Below are 23,311 nucleotides of genomic sequence, written 5' to 3'. Positions count from 1 at the left end.
AATCGCGATATGGCGGTACGATGGATCTGTGAGTGAACTTCCGGACGCGACCGACCTGGCCCTCGTCTTCAAGGCGCTGTCGAACCCGACCCGCGTGCGCATCCTGCAGTGGCTGAAGGACCCCGACAGCTTTCCCCCGCAGCTCGAACCCGCCGACGAGGTGGGCGTGTGCCTGAAGCACATTCAGGCGAGGGCCGAGGTCTCCCAGTCGACGGCCTCGCAGTACATGGCCGCGCTACAGAGCGCCGGACTGGTCACCAGCCATCGGATCGGCCAGTGGACTCACTACCGCCGCAACGAGGACCGGATCGCCCGGCTGGCCGATCACATCCGCACCGAACTCTGAACGAATCAGGGCATCTCGACGGTTTCGGCGCGCGCGATCTCGTCGAGCGCCCGGCGGACGTAACCGTCGGCGGGAACCTCCGCCGCACTCAGCAGATCGGCGATCACCAGGATCGCGGCCTCCACGGCACGCTCCGGTCTGCGCGGGTTCTCCTCGACGTCGGCCACGCCGAGTGCACCGGTCAGCACGGTGACCAGCGAATCGACGTCGACTACCGGAAACCAGAGTGCCGCCGCCCGCGCGCAGCGGGTGAGAACGTCCTGCACATCCTCACCCGTCAGCCCGTCCGGGTGCAGCGTCTCGAGCAGTTCCCGGACCACCCCCGCCAGCACCGCACCGACCTGTTCCGCGGGCAGGGCCGCCAGTTCCTCCGTCGCCTCGGCCAGCGCCGCCGCGTCCGACGCACGCGCCGCGACGATGGCGGCATCCAGTGCTTCGGCGATGTCACGCGCGACAGCAGGCCAATGAGTGGGCCACATCCGGTAGATCCTCTTCTCGTCTTCGTCGAACCGAAGCTCACTGTGCCACGAGGCTCCGACAGTCAACGCAGCCGCTCGATCAGCCGCAGCGCGTCGAACGGCGCGTGCCCCTTCATGTCGTTGTCGAAGTAGGCGAAACAGTCGAGCCCCTCCCCGATCCACCGCTCGAGCTTGCGGGCCCACTCGTCCAGCGCCTCGTCCGTGTAGCCGCTGGCATACAACTCCTTGTCCCCGTGCAACCGGACGTAGACGAATTCGCTCGTCACTGCCTCCACGTACGGGTACCGGCCTGCCGTGTCGGCGACAACGAACGCTACGTCGTGCGCGCGGAGCAACTTCCTCGCCTCCTCCGTGTCGAAACTGGGATGCCGGACCTCGAGCGCGTGGCGGACCGGGCGATCGGCATCCGTTTCGGTCCAGGCCCTGTCGTCGGTGAGCTTGGCGTCGTGACGTGACGCGAGCGCCGCGGCGTCGGTGGTCGTGCGCGGCAGCTGGTCGAAGAACGCTGCGAGACTCGTCGAATCGAACGCGAGTGTCGGGGGCAGTTGCCACAGCAGCGGTCCGAGCTTGGGGCCCAACGCGAGCACCCCGGATGCGAAGAAGTTCGCCAGTGCCGTCTCCGCGCCGACCAGCCTCTTCATGTGCGTGATGTAGCGCCCGCCCTTGACGGCGAACACGAAACTCCCCGGTGTTTCCTCACGCCACTTGGCATAGCTCGTCGGCCGCTGCAACGAATAGAAGGACCCGTTGATCTCGATGGACGTCAATCGCCCCGCGGCATAGGTCAACTCCTTGCGATGCGCCAGGCCTTCCGGGTAGAAGTCGCCGCGCCAACCGGGATACGTCCAGCCGGAGATACCTACGCGGGCCTCAGCCATCTCACGACCCTAGCGCCGGAACCTATTGCATGTGGCCCGTCCCGGGAGAACCATGAGAGGACCCCACAATCGAGGAGGCACTGATGCCGAGATATCTCTGGCAGGTCACGTACTCACCCGAAGGCGCGAAGGGATTACTCGCCGAAGGCGGCACCGCACGACGCGACGCGATCACACAGATGGTCGAAAGCGTCGGGGGCACAGTCGAATCCTGCTACTTCGCACTGGGTGGCCGGGATCTGTTCGTGATCGGTGACGTGCCGGACGACGTCGCGGCCGCCGCGCTCGGCATCCGCACCACCGCCTCCGGTGCGGCGCGGTCCGAATCGGTGGCGCTGCTGACGCCGGAGCAGGTGGACGACGCGGTGCGCCGGGACGCCGAGTACCGGGCGCCCGGCAGCTGATCGACTCCCCCTGCGGTAGCGAATATCGTTCTGCAGGATGATGTGCGGCGGCGGAGTCGGTCGATAGCGTCGAGCCATGCCAACTGACCAGGCCAACTCCACATCGGTGAACCCGTTCACCACCGAGTCCGCTCGCCGTTCCCTGTTCGCGCTGAGGGCGTTTCCCGCAGGCCTCGTCTCGCTCGGCGCCGCGGTGACCGGACGGCACCGCTGGGCCGGGCGGTGGCAACTCGCTGCCGCCGACTCGAGCGCGTCGGAGCGGATCGACGTGCGTTCGCCGTCGTGGCCGAGAGTTCTCGCGCACTCGGTGCTGTCGCTGCTGGTCGGGATGGTGGCCTGGTTTTTCGCGTTCCTCAGCGTGATCGCCGCGTTCCGGGGCCTGTTCTACGGGCTGATCACCGACGGTTCCTACGAGTACAGCTGGGGTGGTCCGACGCTCGCCGGCGCCTGGCTGGTGCATCTCGTCCTCGGACTCCTGCTCGTGCCGGTCGCCGTGTGGATCCTGAAGGCCATCGCCTCTCTGCTGGCCGGACTCACTCGGCGTCTACTCGGCGACGGTGGTCCGGTGTGGGCCGTTCCCGTCGCGCTCGTGGTCGCCGCCGCGGGCGCGCTCCTGTTCCGCTCCTGGCTGCATCAGGCCTGAGACCACGTACGCGAGAACACCGGAATGAATGACCATGAGAGAAGGTTTCACCCCACATGACGGAGACCACAGCAGAAACCCCGCAGCTCGGACAGTTCGGCGTCTGGCGTCACGCCGGCGGATTGGCCCCCGAGGTGGGTGCGGCGATCGAATCGGCAGGCTACGGCGCGATCTGGATCGGCGGCTCCCCGCCTGCCGACCTCGACGTCGCCGAACGCCTGCTCGACGCGACATCCACCATCACGGTCGCGACCGGAATCGTGAACATCTGGACCGCCCCCGCCGACGAGATCGCGACCTCGTTCCACCGGCTCGAAGCCCGTCATCCGGGGCGCTTCCTCCTCGGCATCGGTGTCGGCCATCCCGAACAGCCCGGACTGAACTACAGCAAGCCGTACGCCGCGCTCGTGGAGTATCTCGACGCCCTCGATGCTGCCGGTGTCCCGGCCGGACGACGCGTCCTCGCCGCACTCGGTCCGAAGGTTCTGGAATTGTCCGCAGCCCGCGCCGCCGGCGCCCATCCGTACCTGACCACTCCGCAGCACACCCGTGAAGCGCGTGAGCTGCTGGGCCCGGGTCCGGTGATCGCGCCGGAGCAGAAGGTCGTGCTGGACACCGATCCGGAGCGCGCCCGCCCCATCGGACGTTCGGCCGTCGAGAATCCGTACCTGCACCTGCGCAATTATGTCAACAACCTGAAACGGCTCGGGTACACCGACGAGCAGATCGAGAACGGCGGCAGCGACGACCTGATCGACGCGCTCGCCGCCCACGGCGACACCCAGTACGTCGCCGGCCGCCTCCGGGAACATCTGGACGCGGGCGCCGATCACGTGGCCATCCAGGTACTCCCCGCGGGCGACGATCCGGTGCCTGCCCTGCGGGAGCTCGCAGGCGCGCTGGGACTCTGAGTTCCGCTAACGAAATGGTGTGATGGCGGGTACCGCATACTGAAAGGGGTTCGCCGAAACGGTCGGGGTATGGTCCCCTTCTGAACGGCAGGCAGCACTGAACGCAAGGTAGGAACTGTGCAAGAGCCAACGGCACGTCCGGTCGGCCCGTACGCTTCGGGGCCGCCACCTGCAGCCCTGACCGTGCACTCCGCGAGCCTCGATCATTTCCGCGCCGCGGAGTTGTGGCGGGCGCTGGTCATCGGCCTGGTCGTCGTCGCGTACACCTTGTCGGCGCTGGTCACCTGGCCTGTCCGACGTCGTGGCCGCACCCTTGCGGACGCGGCGTCGGAAGGCCTGGTCAACGGATTCGAGGTGCTGGGTCCGACGTTCGTCAAGGTCGGGCAGCTGATGGCGTCGTCCTCCGGTGTGTTTCCCGCACCGTTGGCCAACGCCTGTCTGCGATGTCTCGACGACGTGCCGCCGGTGCCCGCCGAGGACGCCCGCCGGGTGATCGAAGCCGACCTGGGGCATCCCGTCGACGCACTGTTCGCCTCGTTCGACGACGTCCCCCTCGCCGCCGCATCCGTCGCGCAGGTGCACGGCTGCGTTCTCCCCGACGGCAGGGAAGCCGTCATCAAGGTCCAACGCCCCGACATCTTCCGCCGCATGGTGGTGGACCTGCGCACCGCATACTGGGGTGCGCGGATCCTCGAGAAACTGTTCGAGTTCTTTCGCATCGCCAACGCCACCGCCATCATCCGTGACCTCCACGCGGCCACGATGACCGAACTCAACAGTGCTGTGGAGGCCGACCGCCAGGCGCGGTTCAGGACGAACATCGGGGCGTTCGGCGACAACAAGGGCGTCACCACCCCCGAGGTGTACTGGGACTACTGCGGTCCGCACGTCATCTGCATGGAACGCATGTACGGGCTGCCGCTCGACCGGTTCCCCGACCTCGTCCACATGGACACCCGCATGCTGATCCGCCGGGGCGTCAAGGTGTGGATCGAGTCCGTCATCCTCCACGGCCCGTTCCACGGCGACGTGCACGCGGGCAACCTGTGGGTCCTCGACGACGGACGCATCGCGATGCTCGACTTCGGCATCGTCGGTGAGCTCCCCGAGTCGTGGCGGCAGATCCTGCGCGACATGTTCTACGCGACGCTGATCGACGGCGACTTCTCCCGCATGGCCCGCGGAATCCGGAGCCTCGGATATGCCACGGACAACGACGCCACCGACGACGAGATCGGACTCCAGGTGGCCGCCGCGCTCGCACCCCTGCTGGGCCGGGACCTCGGCGAACTGCGGCTCAGCGAACTCATCATGGCGCTCATCGGCATCGGCAAGAAATGGGGCGTCGCCAGCCCCGAGGAGCTCGTCCTGTTCGGGAAGCAACTCGGCTACTTCGAGCGCTACGCCACGGAACTCGCACCCGGCTGGGTGATCGGGCAAGACCTGTTCCTGTTCCGCAACGTCTTCCCGGACGCCGTCGCCGCGAAGGCCCTCGAACTCGGGGTCGAACTGCCCGACGAGTGACGCGAGCTCGCGGCGAGGGAATTATTGCCCGGTCAGTGAATCCAGCACCGAGGCTCGGTGGAGGGGGTGGTCCGGGAGCCGGTCGGGTGTCAGGATCCAGTCGTTGCCGGTCCACGGGTCGGAGACGGTGAGGACCCCCGATGTGGGAACCTGCTGCGCGATGCGTTCGAGCACCGCGACGCCTGGATCCGAATCGGCGGAGGCGCTGTCGCCGACGATGATCAGCGACGTCCCGACCGCGGGGCCGTGATCGGCGAGGTGCACGATGCGGGCGGCGTCCTCGGTGCCGTATCCGTGCGGGAAATCGCCCAGGATCACCAGTCGCGGCTCCGGTACGGCGTCTCGGATTCCGCTGCGGGCCGCCATTTCTGCGAGGTCGACGCTCTCGGACAGCGTGGTGAGCCGGGCGGTGACGTCGGAGGCCGAGGTCACGACGGGCGAAGCCAGCAGTGCACCGAGGGGTTCGGTGAACGTGCGCAGCGAGCCGCTGAGGTCGACGACCTCCAACCGCTGTGCCGCCGCAGGTGACGCCACCAGCATGCGCGCCGCCAGCGCCGCGACCACCGGTGCGGCCTCGGCCGGATCGCCGACGATCCAGAGCGGACGCCCCAACGGGTAATGAACGCAGAACGGGACCCGCAACTCACCGAGGTCGGGTGCGGACAACTCGCCGAGCCTCAGCCCGTCCGTCACGGCGCTGCCGGTGACCGGGCTCGTCCACGCGGCGGACTCGAAGGTGGCCAGCGACCGCGGCAGCAGCGGGTCGATGGCGCGGAGTTCGTCGGCCAATTGCGCAGTCTCGCCGTCGAATTTGCGCTGCGCCTCGGCGACGAGGGCGTCGCACCGCTCCTGCGCCCTGGCCTGCGATTGCACGACCGCCGGACTGTTGCGTGTGGACGGGTCGGCCACCGACTCGGACAGTTCGTCGTCCAGCCGCGCCTGCGCGTAGTCGCGGGAGGATCGGAAGGAGGCCGCGGACCGGGCCGCGTCCTCGAAGATCATCCACGCCCTCTCGAACGAGTGCGCCGGGTCGAGCGGGATGCCCGCAGGACCGGGTGTCGCCGGAACCTCCTCGGCGACAGGGTGCGCGGGTTCGTCCACCTCGACGCCGTGCCGGGTGACGAGTTCGGCGAGGCCGCCGTCGTATCCCTGCCCGACGGCCCGCACCTTCCACCCGGTGCCGCGGCGGTAGATCTCGAGGCAGATCGCGGCCGCCTCGGAACCGACCAGCGGGATGTCGAAAACGACCAGGGGAACACCATTTTCGTCGGCGAGCGTGGCCGTCAGCCCCTCGCGGGCCAGCGTCGCCGGACCGTTCGGGGATGCCGGATCGACACTGACCACGCACAGCACGGCCGCCGCAGCGGCGTCCACCTCGTCCAGCTGCAGCCGGACCGTTCCGTCCGCGTCGAGTTCCACACCGGCGGCGCGGCGCTGGTTGTAGAACACGAAATGGTCCGCGGACAGCGTGCGCAGATCACCGTCGACGATCAACGCGGAGACGTCGATCGGCGTCGCATCGACCGCACGGAAACGCAGTTCGCGCGACGGCAGCGGGGCGTTCTGCCCCGGAACGAGGTGGACCGTCATCGCCGCCCCTAGACGCCGAGGAAGCGGGCCAGTTGAGGCGCGGCCTCCCCGGCGTGCTTGGCCTGAATGCCCTCACCGATGGCCTGCAGCTTCCACTCGCCGCCCACCCGGTACACCTTGGCCATCACCATTCCCGTGAACGGCATCCCGCCCTGCAGCGTGAACCGGGCGAGTTCGGCCGACGACGTGGTGTCCACCAGGCGGCAGAAGGCGTTCTTCACCTGCTCGAACGTGTGCCCGCGGTACGACGTCACGATGAACACGATGGTCGAGACGTGCGGCGGAATGCGGGTGAGATCCACGAGGATCACCTCGTCGTCGCCGGCGCCCTCACCGGTGAGGTTGTCGCCCTGATGCCGGATCGACCCGTCCTTCGACGTCAGCTGCCCGTAGTAGGCGACGTCGACCATGTTGTCGTCCGCGAACAGGACCGCCGACGCGTCGAGGTCGACGTTGGCGGAACGGTTCCCGAACATGCCGCGCTTCTCGATCGGGTCCCAGCCGAGTCCCATCTGGATGTACGTCAGTGCGACGCCACCGTCCTTGCGGAGCGTGACCTTCTGGCCCTTGGAGAGGCTGACCGGTCGCGACTTGGTGAGACTGACCTCGGCCGGAGCAGCGGGCGCGGGGGGTGCAGCGGGAGCCGGGGGCGCAACCGGTGCGGCCGGCGGCGGGTAGGCGGCTTGCGGTGCCGGTGCCGGTGCGGGAGCGGGCGGCTGCTGGACGGGAGCGGCGGCGGGTGCGGGAGCGTCGTCGACGGACACGCCGTGATCGGTGACGAGTGCGGCGAACCCGCCGGCGTAGCCCTGCCCGACGGCCCGCACCTTCCAGACACCCTGGCGTCGGTACAGCTCGAGCGCGATGACGATCGACTCGGAGTTCAGTCCCTCGATCTTGTACTCGTACAGCGAGTTTCCGGCACCGTCGGACACCCGGGCGGTCGGCGGCGCGGAGCGGCCGAAGTTACTGGTGGCGTCGTCGAGGGTGATGACCGCGCGCACCTGGGCGATGTCGGCAGGCACCGCGCCGAGAGACACCTTCAACGAGGCTGCCTGTCCGGTGGCTCCGGGGACGAGTTGCACGCCGGGACCGGCCGGCTGGTTGAAGAAGACGAAGTCGGCGTCCGAGCGGACCTTCCCCGAGTCCGTGACGAGCAGCGCGGACAGGTCGGCGGCGGCCGTCAGTTCGAGGGAGACGATGACGTCGTCGACGCTCAGCGGGCCGTTCTGACCCTTGGCTAGCGGAGTGGACACTGCGGTGATTCCTTCACTGTGGGAGCGTCGGGTTTGTCCCGTTTGGTCTGTTTGCCTACAACCTACAAAAGAGAGCCGACGGCCGTCGTCCCCGCACCCCGCGCGACACGGTCCGCGAACCAGCGCAGGATCTCCTCACCAGCGGCGATACCGCTGCTTCCGGTGACCGACAGGGTCGGATGCTGCCAGTCGATGGTTTCGAGTTCGCCGTGCCGGGGGCGGATGGCGGCGTCGGCCGCACTGAGCATGTTCGCGTCGAGGGCCCCGTCCCCGGCCGCCAGCACGGGCGCTTCCGGCGCGAGCACTCCGTCGTCGACGAGCCTCGAACGGACCTCCGCGACCGCACGGCTCTTGCACACCGCGTCGGGCATCGTGTAGATCTTGCGGCCCTGCCGGGACACACCCCATCCCCGATCCACGCACCAGTCGTTCCACTCCTCGACGAAGCCCGCCGGCATCGCATCGAGGTCCACGACCAGGTACGAGAACAACTCGTCGGCCACCCGGGACGAACGCACCCAGCCGTCGTCGATGCGGCGGCTCAGCTCGGCGCCGACCTCCACCAGCGAGGCTCCACGGCCGGCCATCGCGATGTCGACACCCGACCGCCAGCCCGCATCGGGCACCCCGTCGACGAGGATGTTGCCGCCGTTGGTCGTGATCGCGTACCGCCACGGCGCCCCCGGCAGGTCGATGCGCTGGAACTGGGCGACGGTGCGCGTGGTGGTGGGCACGACCACGGCAGACGCGGTGAGCCGCCGCAGCATGGCCTCGGCGGCCGACGTGACGTAGGACAGCGGCTTGCCGTCGTACACCTCGACGCACAGCAGGTCCTCGTCGCCGGGCCGCTCGGCAACGTCGCTCTCGGTGACGGCGAGTTCCATGGCCCCGCGCGAGTAGATCATGGTCCGGTCGAGGTCGGTCGCGATCAGCGCGGTCATGTCACATCCTTGATCAGACCCATGCACGAATAGGCCAGGCCGGGAACCTCTTCGACAGGGACCGAACGCGCGGCGGCGAGCAACCGGATGTGCGCGTGCTCCGGGGCGTCGAGGTCGCGGACGAGCACCCGCCACGGCACCCGGCGCAGCAGCACCCGGGTGGTTTCGCCGACGCCGGGCTTCACGAAGTTCACACTCGAGATTCCGTACTGCTCCCGAACCGCCTCGACGGACTTCCAGCCGTCCCAGGTCGGGGTGCGGTCCGACCGCAGCAAGTCCTCGACGTCGCCGGGAACGTGCTCACGCACATCCCCGAAGGACGCGCTGACGGAATCCAGGAGGTGATTGGACACGTCCTCGCCCGCCAGATGCGCGTAGAACTTGGCGCCGTGGAAGTCGCCGGGGCCGATCAGCGTGTCGTTGAGGACGGTCCGCGACACCAGGCCCGACACGGTCGAGTTCAGGCACGCCGAGGCGATCAGGAAGTCGTCGCGGGTGCCGAACGTGCGAACGCAATGCCCGGGATCGGCGAGGACGGCGAGGTCGTCGTCGAACTCGGCGCCCCCGGCTTCGCGGTACTCGACCAGTGCCTGCGACAACTCGCGGGCGATGGCACCCTTGCCCGTCCAGCCGTCGACGAACACCACCTTCGCCGGGTCGTGATGCTGCGCAAGGTAGTCGAGCGCGACGGCGTCGATCCCCCGGTCCCGGACGATGGAGACGGCGTAGTGCGGCAGCGTCAACCCGTGCACGTCGCGCGCCCAGCGGCGCATGAGCACACCCACCGGGGTTCCCGCCCGCGCCAGGGACACGAGGGTGACGTCGCGGCCGCGCTCGGCCAGCACGAGGTCGGTGACCGTCCCCACGGCACGCGCCAGCCGGATGGAGCTGTCCTGCAGCACCTTCTCGAACAGCTCGCGGTACTCCGCGTCGGGCTGGTATTCGATGGGCAGCGTCTCCGCGTAGTGGGCTTCACCCGACTGGATGCGGCGCTCCCGCTCGGCGACATCGGCTTCGAGGTCGACGTGCGACAGGTCTTTGAGCAGCCAGCCCACCTCGTCGGCGGCGTACGAACCGAACCCCGGGCCGGTCAGCGGCGCCGTCACGTCGACGCTCCCGCACGGGCGGCGCGCAGCGACCGCGGGTCGGCGCCGGACACGACGGCCAGCAGCACATCCGTCCCCGACGCGGTGAGGACGTCGAGGAGTCCGCCGGCTTCCGTGAGCCGGTCGGTGTCGGCCGCGGCGTCGATCACCGCGACCACGACGGCGTCCTCGTCCGGCCATTGCGCGTTGTAGACGAAACGCGGCTGTTCTTCCCCGATCTCGGGCGCCGTGAAGCGGAATCCGCGGCGCAGCGGGTATCCCGGCTGGTCGAGCACGTAGGCGGGCGACCGCGTGGTCGTCTGGAAACGAACCCGGACACCGGACGTGGCGAGCGCGTCCGCGATTCGCAGAGGGAGGTACATCAGCTCCTCGTGTCCGACGACGATCACCGGGCCCTGCGGGTCGAGCCGGTCACGGAGCACCGCGGCCGCCGACGCGACGGCCGCATCGAACTCCTCGGCGTCTTCCTGCAGGAACCCGTGACGCCCGCCCTCCGGAACTGTTGCGGGCCACGATATGTCGGCGCGCTCGACGGTCCCGGTTCGCTCACCGACGGGGTTGAGCACGGGATCAGGGAGGGCACCGACCGAGTCGATCAGTCCGTCGGGAAGCTCGGTGCGTCCCACCGCCAGACTCACGCTGTCGATCCGCACCCCCAGTTCGGCGGCGGCGGCGTCGACAGCGTCCCGGTGGCCCTGCTCGCGCATGTCGACGAGCGACGCCACGACGTAACGGCTGCGGGGGTTCTGCCGGTGCAACGCGCGGATCGCGTCGACCGCGGTGGCGCCGGTGGAGATCTCGTCGTCCACGAGGACGAGAGGGCGATCGCCCGTGAACAACTCGACGGACGTCGGCTGTAGCTGGTGACTGGTCGCGTGCGAGTGCCCCTCCTCGAACCCGGCGGACGTCCCGATCTCGGGGACGTCCCGGCGCGTGGAGTGCAGGTAACACCGGGCGCGCAGCCGGGCCGCGACGCAATGCCCCAGACCTGTTGCGGTTTCGGCGAATCCGAGCACGTCGGGATCTGCATCGGGGCCGAGGACGTCGGCGACCAGATCGCCGAGGCGGTCGCCTGCGCCGATCACGGCAGCCGGGTCGGTGGGCACGTGCTTGCCGAGGACCGTCGAGACGAGCAGGTGGGCACGTCGCGGGTTGCGCCGCAGGCCGGGCTCGACGAGTTCGGGGATGGTCAGCCCCGTGTCCGAACCCACGTGGGCGAGCGTCAGCCCCAGATGTTCCGTGGCCCAGGGCACCGCGCGCACGGCGGTGGGTGAGCTCATCGGACGGCCAGTGCGGTCAGTAGATCCACGAACGTGATTCCCTCGTTTGTCACGCCGAACACCTTCGCCCGGACGAGTGTCTTCTCGGCCCAGCTGCGGTGCGGGCGCATTTCGTTCATCTTGTTGCGATACCCCGACGCCTGGACGCCGCCGACGCTCTCGGCGCCGAGAATGTCGAGCGCATCGTGGTACTCCTCATGCGTGACCGCGGACAGGGCGTGCACGGCCGCGACGTGCGTCGGGTGGATGACGGTCTTGCCCTGGATGCCGTTGGCGCGGTCGAGGGCGATCTCCCGCAGCAGGCCGTCCAGATCCCGGCTGACCAGCTGCTGACGGAACCGCACCTCGTTGTGCTCCTCGAACGGCGTGGCGCGCAGGGTCGGCCGGAACATTCGCTCGTGGTCGGCGAAGTACTCCCACACGGGACCGGTGATGACGTGTCCGGTGTCGTCGGCGCGGCCCAGGAAGTTGACGATGCCGGCAATCGCGTCCGCGACCACCCGCACGTCGTAGATCGTCAGGTCGCGGTCGCGGCGGATGCCGAACGTGGCACACATGTCGGTAGCGCCGATGCGGACCGCGAGGATCCGCTCGCGGTGTTCGACGAGCAGTGCGCCGATCTTCGCGAGTTCGTCGTCGCGAGTCTCGCGGTGCACCAGTGCGGGCGATTCGAGCACCGGCATCGCATACAGGTGCTTGCCGAGCCGCTCCGATGCCGCGGCCAGCTCGTCGAGGAACGCACGCCCCGTCGCACTGCCGAACTTCGGAATCACGAATCCGGACAACACCTCGACGCCCGTGGTCAGCAGATCGGCGATCCGCCGAAGGTCCTCGGCGGCCCGCACCCGGACGAACAACTGCATCCGCGCACCACCGTGGACCGCGAGCCGATCGAGCGCGTCGACGGCGTTGAGCAGCGCCGCCTCCACCTGGTCGTCGGCCACCGCGTCCTCGAGGTCCAGGACCATCGAGCAGACACCGTCACCGGACCGGCGAAAGACGGTGTCCGCGAGGTCGGACCTCGTCGCAGGCACGTACAGCGTCGCGCCCAGCGCGACGGCCAGCACCGTCCGATCCTCGTCCGGCCCGAGCGCCTGCGGAGCGTGCAGGAACAGCCGGCCGTGCGTCTCGGGATCGAGGTGGTGGAAGTGCCGAACATGCTTTACCGCAGCCGGCATCATCTCTTCGCTAATGCTCATCGTCCCCCCGTGTCATCGCTGTCCTGTGTGTCCTCTCATCTTCTGAACCACCTCGGCAATGAACGCCGACACGGCATCGAGCTGGGCGACGTACGCCCAGTAGTCGGGATGCCTCCCGGTCAGTGTCCCTGCTATTCGGTCTATCCGCTCGAGCTGAGCGTCGAGGACCGACCCCCATTCCCGCACGAGCCCACGATTGACAGCCAACATCTGGGCGTCGCGGAGACGAAATCTGATCTCGTTTTCCTTGGCCCGCGGGTTTTCGCGGACCTCCCGCAGCAACCGCAGACGATCGGTGACGCCGTCGACGTTCGCCTCGGCGTCGACCAGATGGGTCCGCGCTGCGGCGGTCAGTTCGAGCGCCCCCTCGGGATTACCCGCGGTCAGAGCCTTCTGCGCCTGCTGCAGATCGGTCTGCGCCTGCTCGATGTGCCTGCGGCTCTCGCGGTCGTTGTGGACTAGATCCGACGAACTGGCCGCATTGAATTCGCGCAGCAGCGCGGAGTAGGCGGGCGCGAGGCGTTCCGCCCGAGTCTGCACGGCGGCGATCCTCGTCGTCACCGACGACACGGCGTGAGCGGCGTCCCGCTCCTTGGACGGGGCCGCGGCCAGTGCCTTCTCCAGCGCCGCCGACTCCTCCCGCACGCGCGCCGCCGCTTCGCGGATCAGGTTGGCGCCACGGGCGCCCTGCAGCGCCACGACCGCGGCGTCGAGTGCCGCTCCCCGATCGCGCACCGACGGGTAGCCGGCGTACGCGGCGCCCTCGGTCTGCACCCGCTGCTGCGCCGCGGAGGCGACCTGAAGCGCCTGCTGGGCAACCTGGGGCACGGCCGCCAGCATTGCGGTCGACTCCTCGAGATGGCCGCGATGTGTGCGATAGAACTCGTCGAGGGTCTGGGTTGCCGCGACCAACTGCCGCGTCACCTGCTCGTACGCGGCGGTGGCCGCAGGTGACTGCACGTTCTCGAACTGGTCTTCGGCCGCCAGGTACGCCGTCGCGGCCTGGTAGCACCCGTCGCGAACCGGTTCCCAGACCCGCCGGATTCCGCGTTCCGGAGTCAGCTGTTCCGAGGCGTCCACGGCCGCGGCGGCGATGCTCTGCCGGTTGTCCATATCGAGAAACGCTGCGACCATCGTGTCGTGGGCGCGACGAGCCGAGTCGTCGCCCCGGGCTCTTCCTCGGAAGCGTCCCGCCCATCCGCTCGTCACGTCCTGAATCGTACTGGTCGGGCCGACAACCCCGAGTGGTCCGGAATTGCCTGTGCACAAACCTGTGGACAGTTCGCGGGATGGGACAAGTCGGACAAATTCATTATCGTGGTGTTGCACGACGAACCCGGAACTTCGACAGTTGTCGAGGGTCCACCCACCTCCTCTCGAAAGGACCCCTGAATGGGCGTCAGCTTGACCAAGGGCGGCAATGTTTCTCTCACGAAGGAGGCGCCGAACCTGACCGCGGTGGCTGTCGGACTCGGATGGGATGCCCGCTCGACCACCGGCACCGACTTCGACCTCGACGCCAGCGCCATCGGTGCGGGTGCCGACAAGAAGGTCGTGTCGGACCAGCACTTCGTGTTCTTCAACAACCTGCGTTCCCCCGACGGCTCGATCGAGCACATCGGTGACAACACCACCGGTGCGGGCGAGGGCGACGACGAGGTGATCAACGTCAACCTGGCGGCGGTCCCCGCGAACATCGAGAGCATCCTGTTCCCCGTCTCGATCTACGATGCGGAGACACGTTCGCAGTCGTTCGGGCAGGTGCGCAACGCCTACATTCGCGTCGTCGACCAGGCCAACGGCACCGAGCTCGCCCGCTACGACCTGTCCGAGGACGCGTCGACCGAGACCGCTATGGTCTTCGGCGAGCTGTACCGCAACGGTGCGGAGTGGAAGTTCCGCGCCATCGGCCAGGGCTACGCGTCCGGCCTGGCCGGTATCGCCCGCGACTACGGCGTCAACGTCTGACAGTCGTTTCGTTCTCCAGCCGGGGGAGGGTTTCACGGCACTGACGTGAAACCCTCCCCCGGTGTTCGTCCACCTGCAGTAGCCACCCTGCATGCCCACTAGAGAAAGGCCACGCTTCGTGGTTCTGCGCATATTCGGTCTCTCCTTCGCCGTGACGGTGATCTCCCTCATCATCGCGGCGATCTACGGAGGCCCCCAGGCCGTCCTCCTCGTGGTGATCCTGTCGATCCTCGAGATCTCGCTGTCGTTCGACAACGCCGTCATCAACGCCACCGTGCTGCGCCGGATGAGCGAGTTCTGGCAGAAGATCTTCCTCACCGTCGGCATCGTCATCGCGGTGTTCGGCATGCGCCTGGTCTTCCCCCTCGTGATCGTGTGGCTCGCGTCCGGTCTCGGCCCCGTCGCCGCCCTCGACCTGGCCCTCAACCCGCCTGCCGACGGCGCCGCGTACTTCCCCGACGGCAGCGCCAGCTACGAAACCCTGCTCACCGACGCGCACCCGCAGATCGCGGCGTTCGGCGGCATGTTCCTGCTGATGCTGTTCCTCGGCTTCATCCTGGAAGAGCGTGAGATCACCTGGCTGTCCTGGCTGGAGAAGCCCCTCGCCCGCGCGGGCAAGCTCGACCAGCTGGCCGTCATCATCGCCGGCGCCCTGCTGCTGATCACCGCCGCGTACATCGCCCCCGCGGACACGGTCTCCACGGTGATGATCGCCGGCGTCCTCGGCATGGTCACCTACATCGCCGTCAACGGTCTCGGTGAGCTGTTCAACACGCCCGAGGAAGACGAAGACGGCGAACTGGTCGAAGGGTCCAAGGGCGGACCGACCGAGCTGGCCAAGGCCACCGGTAAGGCCGGGTTCTTCCTGTTCCTCTACCTCGAGGTCCTCGACGCGTCGTTCTCCTTCGACGGTGTGATCGGCGCGTTCGCGATCACGTCCGACCCGATCATCATCGCCCTCGGCCTCGGTTTCGTCGGCGCGATGTTCGTCCGTTCCATCACGGTGTTCCTGGTCCGCAAGGGCACCCTGTCGGACTACGTGTACCTCGAGCACGGCGCCCACTGGGCCATCGGCGCACTGGCCGTGATCCTGCTGGTGTCGATCGGCTACCACGTCAACGAGAACGTCACCGGACTCGTGGGCGTCGCCCTCATCGGTGCCGCCTTCATCTCCAGCATCGTCCGCAACCGCAAGGCCGTTGCAGCGGCCGGCGCGGCGGAAGACGACGTGGACGAGCAGAACCCGGTGCCCGTCGGCTAGGTTCTGCCTGTACTCACATCCAGCGGCAGTGCTCGTGACTCGGTGGTCACGGGCACTGCCGCTCGACACTGGAAAGGGCACCCATGGGGCGGCTGCTCGACAAGTCGAAGAAGGTGGTGGAGGCGCAGCTCGCCGGAACCACCATCCGGGCGATACAGGGTTCGATGATCGCCTACGAGGGCAATGTCAGTTTCAAGTCGGCAGGCTTCGGTGGCGGTGACGGGGTGCTCGCCGGGATGAAGAGGCGTGCCACGGGCGAGGCGCTGTCTCTGATGGAATGCTCCGGCCACGGTGTCGTGTACCTCGCGGTGGGCGGTCAGTACGTCTCCGTCGTCGACCTCGCCAACGAGACCCTGCAGGTGGAGTCGCAGCAGCTTCTCGCCTCGAGCGGCAACCTGAACACCAACGTCACGTTCACCGGACTGCGCGGCGGGGTCGGCGGTCAGGGCCTGTTCACCACGACCGTCTCCGGCCAGGGACAGGTGGCGCTGCTGTCGGCCGGCGGGCCGCTCATCCACCTCGAGGTATCGCCGCAGTACCCGCTGGTGGTCGATCCCGACGCGTTCGTCTCGGCGCGCGGACAGGTGACGCAGTCGTTCGTGACCGACGTGTCGTGGCGCAACGCCGTCGGCCAGGGCAACGGTGAGGCCTTCTCCCTCAGGTGGGACGGTCACGGCGTCGTCTCCATTCAACCGGCAGAGCGGTGATCCCCATGGTCTTCTCGAAAGTGAACTCGAAGGTCGTCAAGGTCGACGTCGGCGCCGCAAGCGGGGTGGTGGCCCGCACGGGCGCGATGCTGTTCTACACAGGTCAGGTCCAGTTCTCGCCGCATCAGGTGCCTGGTTCCCAGGCGATGGCGGGCATGGGTGGGTTCACCCGGATGGCCGGACGCATGATGCAGGGCGAGCACGAACGCACGATGCTCGCGCAGGGGCAGGGCGAGGTGCACTACGGCCACGCCGGGCTCGAGGTGCACGTCGTCGACATGTCGCAGGGCGGTGCGCTGTGTGTCGAGGCGTCCCGGCTGCTCGCTCACAATGCGGGACTGCAGAGTTCGGTGATCTCCGTGACGAGTCAGGGCGGTGGCGGCGGCGGACGCGGCATGCTCGGCGCCCTGCGCGGCGCTGCGGCAGGCGCCCTCTCCGGTACCGGAATGTTCACGACGCAGCTGTCCGGGTACGGGTCTGCGGTCCTCCTCGCGCACGGCGGCTTCATCGAACTCCCTGTGGGTGGACCGAATCCGGTGTTCGTCGACCCCGACGCATTCGTCGGCACGTACGGGAGCGTCCAGGTGGAACTGAAATCCGCCGTCGGCTGGCGTGAGGCGATGGGCCGCGGCGTCGGGGAAGCGATGCAATTGCAGTGCACGGGTCAGGGCATCGTCTACGTTCAGGCTTCGGAGGAGAAACTGTGACCGCCATCCACAATCCGTCGACTCTCGGCGCCAGCGACAACATTCCCGACAACAGTTACGCGTTCTGCATCGACCTCACCGCGCCCTGGTTCATCCGCAAGGGTGCGATGATCGCATACTACGGGCAGATGCAGTTCCAGGCGTTGACCCACGGATTGCACGGCGCCGCACTGCACATGGTCGCCAATCAGTTCTCCGCGCCGCTGTACATGGGCGACTACGCGGTGGCCGAAGGGTTCGGGAAGCTGATCATCGGCGACCGCGGTTACGACATCAACTCGTACGACCTCGACGACGGCAACCTCACCATCCGGGCGTCGAATCTCCTTGCGTTCGAGCCGGGTCTGGCCCTGAACCAGTCCATCGTGCCGGGCTTCCTGACGCTCATCGGGACCGGCAAGTTCCTGGCGTCGTCCAACGGCCCGGTGATGTTCGCCGAGCCGCCGCTGCGGATCGACCCCGAGGCGCTCGTCGGGTGGGCCGACTGCCCGTCCCCGAGCCACCATTACGACCAGGGGTGGATCAGCAACTTCCTCGCGGCGGGCGCTCACATGATGGGAATCAACTCCGGGGAGGAACGGCAGTTCGACTTCACCGGCGCCGGAACGGTTCTGATCCAGTCGAGCGAGAAGGTCCTCAGCGACACGCATGTCGTGCGCAGCATCGAGGGCCAGATCCACGGCCTCACCCCGAGCGGTCTGCAACGGCTCAACGGCGTGATCGCCGCCAAGCTGGCGGAGCAGCCGCGCTGACACCCAGGAGATTGACAGGCTGAGCGAAGAGTTGTGGCAGGGACGGGCAGCAATCTGGTCTGTGTCAGGAAGTTCTGACACCGCATCCGATTCGTTCCAGGAGGAACCGCATGAAGTCCGTCGTGACCAAGGCCGTCGCAACCGGTGGTATCGCCCTCGCAGCCCTCGGCATCGGAGCCGGCGTCGCCAGCGCCGACCCGGTGGGCCACAACCCCGCCCCCGCCCAGCAGCAGCAGGCACCGCAGCCCCAGCAGCAGCAGCAGCAGCAGCACGCTCCGCAGCAGCAGGCACCCGCGCCGAGCCCGCACGGATTCTGGTTCTTCGGCACCTGGGTTCCGCTGCCCTGATCTGCGTTCCCCTCGCAGGACGAAGGTGCCCTTCGACGCTCCCACGGCGCCGAAGGGCACCTTCGTATGTCTACCGCGTGGGTCGCATACTCGGGTTCGGGCCGAGAGTGATCGTCCGCGTTCTCGGCAGAAGTCCAATTTCCTTCCACCCCGCGGTCAGCGTGATCGTTCCCGACTCCGGGTAGTCGCTGATCCAGTAATGCGGCGCGGAGTGATACTCGGACGCGTCCGCGGCATCGGACTTCGACGTCGAATGCGGGTGGCGTGGATCGGCGACACCCTCCATATCGTCGACCTGCACGTTCACCGCGAGATACGACCACCGAGCCGACGGGTCGTCGGGATCGTCCAGTGGACGCGTCTCGTGGCGCGCCAGATCAGCGGATCTGCCTCTCGCTGTCAGCTCGATGCGCAGCAGCATGCCCGTCGGGTGCGCGACGACCTCCGCCAGGCGCAGGCTCAGGTCACGGCTCGTCACGAGCTCCACCGGCCCGTGCACCACGATTCCCTCCGTGGCAGGCGGTGGTGCCGCCGGCCACCGTCTCCTGCGCATGACTCAATCGTCCCACCGGCTCCGACCGGCTGCCACAGTTACGTTTGTGCACACTCAGGGCAACTGGGCCATGCCGTACACCTTCGTCGCGCGGACCCGGAGTACCTGCCGGTGCTCGGACACCATCGCGCGGCGGAACTCTTCCCAGTCCTCGTGCTCTTTTCCGGACGCGAGCCGGAACACGTCGACGAGCTCGTCCGCCGCCGCGTCGTGCGGATCCGCCGCGACCGCGCTCAGTTCCGCGTCTCCCTCCACGACCGCGTAGCTCCAGAAGTCGGTCGCGCTGACGTGCAGCGATACCCGCGGGTCGCGGGCGGCGTTCCGGGTCTTGGCCCGATCCGCCGTCACCGACACCCTCGCGGTCTGCGTGCCGGGGTCCCAGGCATAGATCACGTTGGACAATTGCGGGCGCCCGTCGCGTTTGATCGTCGCGAGGACCGCACGGTTGTGTGCGGCGACGAGGTCGAGAAGGGGGCGCCGGTCGTCATTCGCATCGAGGCTCATGACTCACCCAACCACGGACGCCGAAGCGGTGTTCCCGCGCGGAGTCGCGGCTGCCCCTGGTCGCGGTCCAGGGCTCCCCTACCGACGAGTAGGGCACGGGGATCGGAAAAACATTGGCCGGTAACGTGTTCCAGGAAATCTCAGGATACTGACCGGTACACATTCTCGTGTGGGATCTGCGGTTTTTCTCGGGTACGCTCTCGTGATCCCGAGCCGGAAGGACCACACGTGAACGACTCATATCTCGTCATCGGCGAAACCACCGTGGCCCGACGGGTCTGTGCATCCCTCCGAGAAAGGGACTTTCACGTACGCCATCTCGTCGCTCCCGACGACGACGAGCTCCGCCTGGCGATGGCGGACGAACCTTGCGGGATGGCCGTACTGGTGCGCGACGACGTCGTCGCGCTGCGTTACGCGCTGGCCGCGGCGCACATCTCCGCGTCGATCCCGTTGGTGGTGACGATCTTCGACCGCACGGTGGCGGACCAGCTGTCGCAGCTGCTCCCGCAGTGCGAGGTGACGTCACCGGCAGACCTCGCCGCACCGACGCTCGCCGGTCCGTGCCTGGAACCCGAACTCGTCGCGGCCCGGCACGCGGGCGAGCACATGCTGACGGTCCGCATGATCGACGGCCACCCCGAGGGCGCGCACGTCGATCTGCCCCGGCGGAACTGGTGGCGCACCGCGGCGACCGGCGCGACCGGACTGCTGCGCTCGCACGACATCGGCACCCGCATCCTGCTCGGTGGGCTCGCCGGGCTCCTCGCCGTGCTGTTCGCCGACTGGCTGTGGTTGATGCTCGGCCAGCACGTGGCACCGCTCGACGCGTTCAACGAGGCGGTGCGCGTGGTGACCACCGTGGGCCCGGGAACCGACACCCACGGCAGCCCCGCCTACGCGGTGTTCGCCTCGGTGGCGATGCTCTTCACCGTCGTCTTCACGGCCATGTTCACCGCCGGAATCATCGAGCGGCTGCTCGGCCCCCGGCTGGTCGGCCTGGTGGGCAGCCGCGTCCTGCCCCGGTCCGGCCACGTCATCGTCGTCGGCCTCGGCCAGGTGGGGCTCCGGCTCTGCCGGGAGCTACAGGCTCTCGGTGTCGCGGTGGTGGGCGTCGAACGCGACCCCCACGCCAAGAACCTGCGGCTCGTGCGGTCGATGAACATCCCGACCGTCGTGGGGCACGGCGGTGACCGTGAACTCCTCGAGCGACTGGGTGTGAGCCGAGCCCTTGCGCTGGCCGCCGTCGGCTCCGACGACCTGGACAACATCGCGGTGTCCGTGGCGGCGCAGGCCGTGTCCCCCGGACTGCGACTGGTCCTGCGGGCCGGTGAGCAGGAGGCGATCGCCGAGACGCGGTCGTTGCTGCGGCTCGGAATCATCCGCGACGTCACCAGCCTGAGCGCCACGTACGTGGTGGCCAAGTTGATCGGCCTGCAACCGCAGGGGGTCGTGGCGGACGGCAGCCACCTCTACCTGGAGGTGCCGACCGCGGACACGTCCGAGCCCGACTTCACCGAGCTGCCCATGTCGCCGCGGATGAGCTGCCGGCACCTCGTCACCGCGTAGCGACCTAGCCGGTCACTGCCAGCGCGTCGATCTCGACGAGCATGACCTCGTGCGGGAGGTCGACGAAAACCGTGGTCCGGCACGGCAGCTGCCCGCTCGGCACGTTCTCGGCGATGAACTCTCCGTACACGTCGTTCATCGCGGCGAAGTCGTCCCGGGTGGTGAGGTAGACGCGGAACATCAGCACGTCCTCCACGCTCGCGCCGCCGGCTTCGAGGATCGCCTTGACGTTCTCGAGGGTGCGCCGGGTCTGCTCGCGCACGTCGCCTTCCGCGATGTACTTATTGGTGACGGGATCCATCGGCCCCTGCCCCGACACCTGGAGCATGTTGCCCTTCTTGATGCCCTGGCTGAACGTGTGTGCGGGGGCGGGGGCGCCTTCGGTGCGGATGACGGTGGTGTCGGACATATCGCTACTCCTGTGTGTCGTTACTTTTCGGGTGGACGGGGGACGGGTCAGGGCTGGGCGCGGTATCCGCAGTCGCGGGAGATCCGCGCCCCCACGGCCTGAAGGGGTTCGAGCAGGTCGAGGACGCGTTCGTAGCTGAGCACGACGTCGGGCACCGAGACGGAGACGGCGGCGACGACGCGGCCGGACGCGCCGCGGATGGGCACCCCGATGCAGTTGACGGACGGCTCGTTCTCCTCCTGATCGTGCGCCCAGCCCTGCTCCCGGACCATGCGGATCTCGTCGAGGTAGCGTTCGGGCGTCGTGATCGTGTTGGCGGTGCGGGCGGAGAAGTCCATCGAGTCGACGATCGGCCGCAGTTCCGAATCCGGCAGGTCGGCGAGAATCACCTTGGCGACCGCGGTGGAATTGAGGTTGGCACGCAGTCCGATTCGCGAGTACATCCTGATCTGATCGTGCGATTCGAGTTTGTCGATGTACACCACGTCACCTCCTTCCATCGCCGCGAGGTGCGTGGTACGCCCGTATTCGCGGTTGAACGCGACGAGGTGCGGTGACGCGATGCGCCGCACTTCCCGCTGGTCGGTGGCCTGCGCGGCGAGCTCGAAGATGCGGGAACCGAGGTGGTACTGGTTGCTGTTGTCGCGGAACGTGAACCGCTCGTCGGACAGGGTTCGCAGTAAGCGGAGCACGGTGGTCTTGTGGACCCCGGTGGATTCGGCCAGCTGGTCGAGATTGGCGGGACCGTTGCCGAGTTGCACCAGCAGGTGCAGGGCGCGGGAGACACTCTGACTCATCCGTTCACTCCACTTTCTCGGGGGAGAAGCCGTCGGCGGTGACGCTCGTTGCCGCCCAGTCTGATTCGGAGCACTCGAGCAGCTCGTCCAGCAGTTCGGCGGGCGGCGGGGGCGCCGAGTCCGCTGCCACCGTCAGGGTGGCGGCGGCGCCGATGTGCCCGCGGCGCAGGCACCGCGTCTGATCCTCGCCGCGCACCACACCGCTGAGATATCCGGCGGCGAAGGCATCGCCCGCGCCGACGGGTTCGACGACGTCGACGCGGAGCGCGGGAACCGCCACACTGCGGCCGCTCCGGTCGACGGCCAGCGCCCGGTGCGCTCCGTCCTTGACGACGACGGTGGCCGGGGCGGGCAGGATGAGCCGCAACTCGTGCGGATCCGCGGTGCCGAGGACGCGCAGGGCCTCGTCGGCGCCGACGAGAACCAGATCGGCGAGATTCGCCAGTTCCACGACCATCCGCGGGTCGCCGTCCGGCCACAGTTGCTCACGCCAGTTGACGTCGAAGCTGACCACACCGGAGATTCCCGGCCGGTCGCGGAGCAGTCTCCGCATCAGCGCGAGGCACGAATCGGACAGGGCCGGTGTGATTCCGCTGCAGTGGACCACGGCGGCGCGGCCGAACAGGTCCGCGACCGCCGGCGTGTCGAGGAATCCGGGATCCATGGCCGACGCCGCCGAACCGGCCCGGGAATACAGGCTGTCGGTTCGCGGCTCGCCGTGCTCGTCGAGGGCGGTGGATTTCGAGTAGTGCCCGGTGGGCCTGTCGGGATCGACCTCGATCGCGCGGACGTCGACACCCCGCGCCTGCAGTTCGGTGCGGATGAGGGTGCCGAACTCGTCGTCGCCGAGCCGTCCGACCCAGGCGGCGGGAACGTCCAGCGCGGCGAGTCCGGCGGCGACGTTCGCCTCGGCGCCGGCCAGGTGGAGTGTCGAGTCCGGGGCCACCAGGACCATCGCCTCACCGAGGCACGCGACACCGGACTCGGGGGTGGGGATCGATTCCTGCACTTGTTACCTCTACGACTGCTCGGACCGGCACTGGAGTTGCGTTTCGAGAGCCCTCGCCCCGGCGATGCATGCCACACCGGACCGTTGACGATGACCCAGGCCAATGCTAGACATAGGTGACTCAAAAACGCAATCAACGTTGCATATAGCGCAACGTAGCACTTCACGGCCCTT

General features: G+C 68.2%; 26 protein-coding genes. 12 read left to right on the top strand and 14 right to left on the bottom strand.

The features are described from left to right. Positions 1–28: 28 nt before the first annotated feature. A complete protein-coding gene (locus CJ177_RS14770; RefSeq protein WP_005251263.1) occupies positions 29–346 on the top strand; it encodes a helix-turn-helix transcriptional regulator in 318 nt (105 codons plus the stop codon). 5 nt (positions 347–351) lie between these two features. Here CJ177_RS14770 and CJ177_RS14765 read toward each other — a convergent pair whose 3' ends face one another. Both CJ177_RS14765 and CJ177_RS14760 read right to left on the bottom strand, forming a co-directional pair. Continuing rightward, positions 352–825: a hypothetical protein gene (locus tag CJ177_RS14765; RefSeq protein WP_095868230.1), complete on the bottom strand. Its 474-nt coding sequence runs from the start codon at positions 823–825 to the stop codon at positions 352–354. 62 nt (positions 826–887) lie between these two features. Beyond that, complete coding sequence (locus tag CJ177_RS14760) at positions 888–1,703, bottom strand: DUF72 domain-containing protein (protein ID WP_095868008.1); 816 nt, start codon at positions 1,701–1,703, stop codon at positions 888–890. A gap of 83 nt (positions 1,704–1,786) precedes the next feature. On the opposite strand from CJ177_RS14760, the gene CJ177_RS14755 reads away from it, so the two are divergent. From CJ177_RS14755 to CJ177_RS14740, 4 genes are all read left to right on the top strand, one after another. Further along, a complete protein-coding gene (locus CJ177_RS14755) occupies positions 1,787–2,107 on the top strand; it encodes a GYD domain-containing protein (RefSeq protein ID WP_005251258.1) in 321 nt (106 codons plus the stop codon). 76 nt (positions 2,108–2,183) lie between these two features. Further along, positions 2,184–2,750 carry a hypothetical protein gene (locus CJ177_RS14750; protein WP_005251256.1) on the top strand — a complete coding sequence of 189 codons (567 nt, stop codon included), beginning with the start codon at positions 2,184–2,186 and terminating at the stop codon, positions 2,748–2,750. 56 nt (positions 2,751–2,806) lie between these two features. Further along, complete coding sequence (locus tag CJ177_RS14745) at positions 2,807–3,661, top strand: LLM class F420-dependent oxidoreductase (protein ID WP_005251255.1); 855 nt, start codon at positions 2,807–2,809, stop codon at positions 3,659–3,661. A gap of 117 nt (positions 3,662–3,778) precedes the next feature. Beyond that, positions 3,779–5,185, top strand: a complete 1,407-nt coding sequence (locus CJ177_RS14740) for an AarF/ABC1/UbiB kinase family protein (protein WP_061698537.1) — start codon at positions 3,779–3,781, stop codon at positions 5,183–5,185. A gap of 21 nt (positions 5,186–5,206) precedes the next feature. Here the strand turns inward: CJ177_RS14740 and CJ177_RS14735 are convergent, their stop codons facing one another. The 7 genes from CJ177_RS14735 to CJ177_RS14705 form a co-directional block, all read right to left on the bottom strand. Further along, entirely contained in the window at positions 5,207–6,775 is a 1,569-nt protein-coding gene (locus CJ177_RS14735) for a TerD family protein (RefSeq protein ID WP_005251252.1), read from the bottom strand. Positions 6,776–6,783: 8 nt separating this feature from the next. Continuing rightward, positions 6,784–8,028, bottom strand: a complete 1,245-nt coding sequence (locus tag CJ177_RS14730; protein WP_061698539.1) for a TerD family protein — start codon at positions 8,026–8,028, stop codon at positions 6,784–6,786. A 62-nt stretch (positions 8,029–8,090) separates the two neighbouring features. Beyond that, positions 8,091–8,969 (bottom strand): HAD family hydrolase, encoded by an 879-nt coding sequence (locus tag CJ177_RS14725; protein WP_095868007.1) that lies wholly within the window; start codon positions 8,967–8,969, stop codon positions 8,091–8,093. After that, on the bottom strand, positions 8,966–10,075 hold the full coding sequence (locus tag CJ177_RS14720) for a cysteine protease StiP family protein (RefSeq protein ID WP_095868006.1): 1,110 nt from the start codon (positions 10,073–10,075) through the stop codon (positions 8,966–8,968). The genes CJ177_RS14725 and CJ177_RS14720 overlap by 4 nt, the downstream gene beginning before the upstream one ends. Further along, positions 10,072–11,355: a phosphoribosyltransferase family protein gene (locus tag CJ177_RS14715; RefSeq protein ID WP_005251247.1), complete on the bottom strand. Its 1,284-nt coding sequence runs from the start codon at positions 11,353–11,355 to the stop codon at positions 10,072–10,074. Before CJ177_RS14715 ends, CJ177_RS14720 begins: the two co-directional genes overlap by 4 nt. Beyond that, positions 11,352–12,554 (bottom strand): HpcH/HpaI aldolase/citrate lyase family protein, encoded by a 1,203-nt coding sequence (locus CJ177_RS14710; protein ID WP_095868005.1) that lies wholly within the window; start codon positions 12,552–12,554, stop codon positions 11,352–11,354. Before CJ177_RS14710 ends, CJ177_RS14715 begins: the two co-directional genes overlap by 4 nt. A gap of 12 nt (positions 12,555–12,566) precedes the next feature. Further along, positions 12,567–13,688, bottom strand: a complete 1,122-nt coding sequence (locus CJ177_RS14705; RefSeq protein ID WP_061698541.1) for a hypothetical protein — start codon at positions 13,686–13,688, stop codon at positions 12,567–12,569. A 258-nt stretch (positions 13,689–13,946) separates the two neighbouring features. Here CJ177_RS14705 and CJ177_RS14700 point away from each other — a divergent pair, with 258 nt between their 5' ends. The 6 genes from CJ177_RS14700 to CJ177_RS14675 all read left to right on the top strand — a co-directional run bounded on the left by CJ177_RS14700 (position 13,947) and on the right by CJ177_RS14675 (position 18,296). Next, entirely contained in the window at positions 13,947–14,522 is a 576-nt protein-coding gene (locus CJ177_RS14700; RefSeq protein ID WP_005251244.1) for a TerD family protein, read from the top strand. 118 nt (positions 14,523–14,640) lie between these two features. Beyond that, on the top strand, positions 14,641–15,783 hold the full coding sequence (locus tag CJ177_RS14695; RefSeq protein WP_095868004.1) for a DUF475 domain-containing protein: 1,143 nt from the start codon (positions 14,641–14,643) through the stop codon (positions 15,781–15,783). 83 nt (positions 15,784–15,866) lie between these two features. Next, positions 15,867–16,490, top strand: coding sequence for an AIM24 family protein (locus CJ177_RS14690; RefSeq protein WP_025433242.1), 624 nt, complete (start codon positions 15,867–15,869; stop codon positions 16,488–16,490). A 5-nt stretch (positions 16,491–16,495) separates the two neighbouring features. Beyond that, positions 16,496–17,197 carry an AIM24 family protein gene (locus CJ177_RS14685; RefSeq protein WP_061698542.1) on the top strand — a complete coding sequence of 234 codons (702 nt, stop codon included), beginning with the start codon at positions 16,496–16,498 and terminating at the stop codon, positions 17,195–17,197. After that, positions 17,194–17,949, top strand: a complete 756-nt coding sequence (locus CJ177_RS14680) for an AIM24 family protein (protein ID WP_005251237.1) — start codon at positions 17,194–17,196, stop codon at positions 17,947–17,949. The genes CJ177_RS14685 and CJ177_RS14680 overlap by 4 nt, the downstream gene beginning before the upstream one ends. A 110-nt stretch (positions 17,950–18,059) precedes the next feature. Continuing rightward, the gene (locus tag CJ177_RS14675) at positions 18,060–18,296 is read left to right on the top strand and encodes a hypothetical protein (RefSeq protein WP_095868003.1); all 237 of its coding nucleotides are present in this window, start codon (positions 18,060–18,062) and stop codon (positions 18,294–18,296) included. 70 nt (positions 18,297–18,366) lie between these two features. Here the strand turns inward: CJ177_RS14675 and CJ177_RS14670 are convergent, their stop codons facing one another. Together CJ177_RS14670 and CJ177_RS14665 are read right to left on the bottom strand one after the other, a co-directional pair. Further along, positions 18,367–18,849, bottom strand: a complete 483-nt coding sequence (locus CJ177_RS14670; protein ID WP_061698544.1) for a hypothetical protein — start codon at positions 18,847–18,849, stop codon at positions 18,367–18,369. A gap of 54 nt (positions 18,850–18,903) precedes the next feature. Next, positions 18,904–19,353 (bottom strand): PPOX class F420-dependent oxidoreductase, encoded by a 450-nt coding sequence (locus CJ177_RS14665; protein ID WP_005251233.1) that lies wholly within the window; start codon positions 19,351–19,353, stop codon positions 18,904–18,906. 228 nt (positions 19,354–19,581) lie between these two features. Between CJ177_RS14665 and CJ177_RS14660 the strand changes: the two genes are divergently transcribed. After that, positions 19,582–20,922 (top strand): TrkA family potassium uptake protein, encoded by a 1,341-nt coding sequence (locus CJ177_RS14660; protein WP_005251232.1) that lies wholly within the window; start codon positions 19,582–19,584, stop codon positions 20,920–20,922. Positions 20,923–20,926: 4 nt separating this feature from the next. Here the strand turns inward: CJ177_RS14660 and CJ177_RS14655 are convergent, their stop codons facing one another. Genes CJ177_RS14655 through CJ177_RS14645 form a run of 3 tightly spaced genes read right to left on the bottom strand, consistent with a single transcriptional unit; the run spans position 20,927 to position 23,137 of the window. Continuing rightward, positions 20,927–21,331 carry a RidA family protein gene (locus CJ177_RS14655; protein ID WP_005251231.1) on the bottom strand — a complete coding sequence of 135 codons (405 nt, stop codon included), beginning with the start codon at positions 21,329–21,331 and terminating at the stop codon, positions 20,927–20,929. A gap of 47 nt (positions 21,332–21,378) precedes the next feature. Next, positions 21,379–22,128: an IclR family transcriptional regulator gene (locus CJ177_RS14650; protein ID WP_005251230.1), complete on the bottom strand. Its 750-nt coding sequence runs from the start codon at positions 22,126–22,128 to the stop codon at positions 21,379–21,381. A gap of 4 nt (positions 22,129–22,132) precedes the next feature. Continuing rightward, a complete protein-coding gene (locus tag CJ177_RS14645; RefSeq protein WP_061698545.1) occupies positions 22,133–23,137 on the bottom strand; it encodes a sugar kinase in 1,005 nt (334 codons plus the stop codon). Positions 23,138–23,311 lie beyond the last annotated feature (174 nt).

The sequence above is a fragment of the Rhodococcus sp. ACPA1 genome (genome assembly GCF_002300195.1).
GTDB classification, from domain to species: domain Bacteria; phylum Actinomycetota; class Actinomycetes; order Mycobacteriales; family Mycobacteriaceae; genus Rhodococcus_F; species Rhodococcus_F opacus.
Note: the sequence above shows the minus strand (reverse complement) of the source record. Positions and strands in the feature narration are given on the sequence as shown.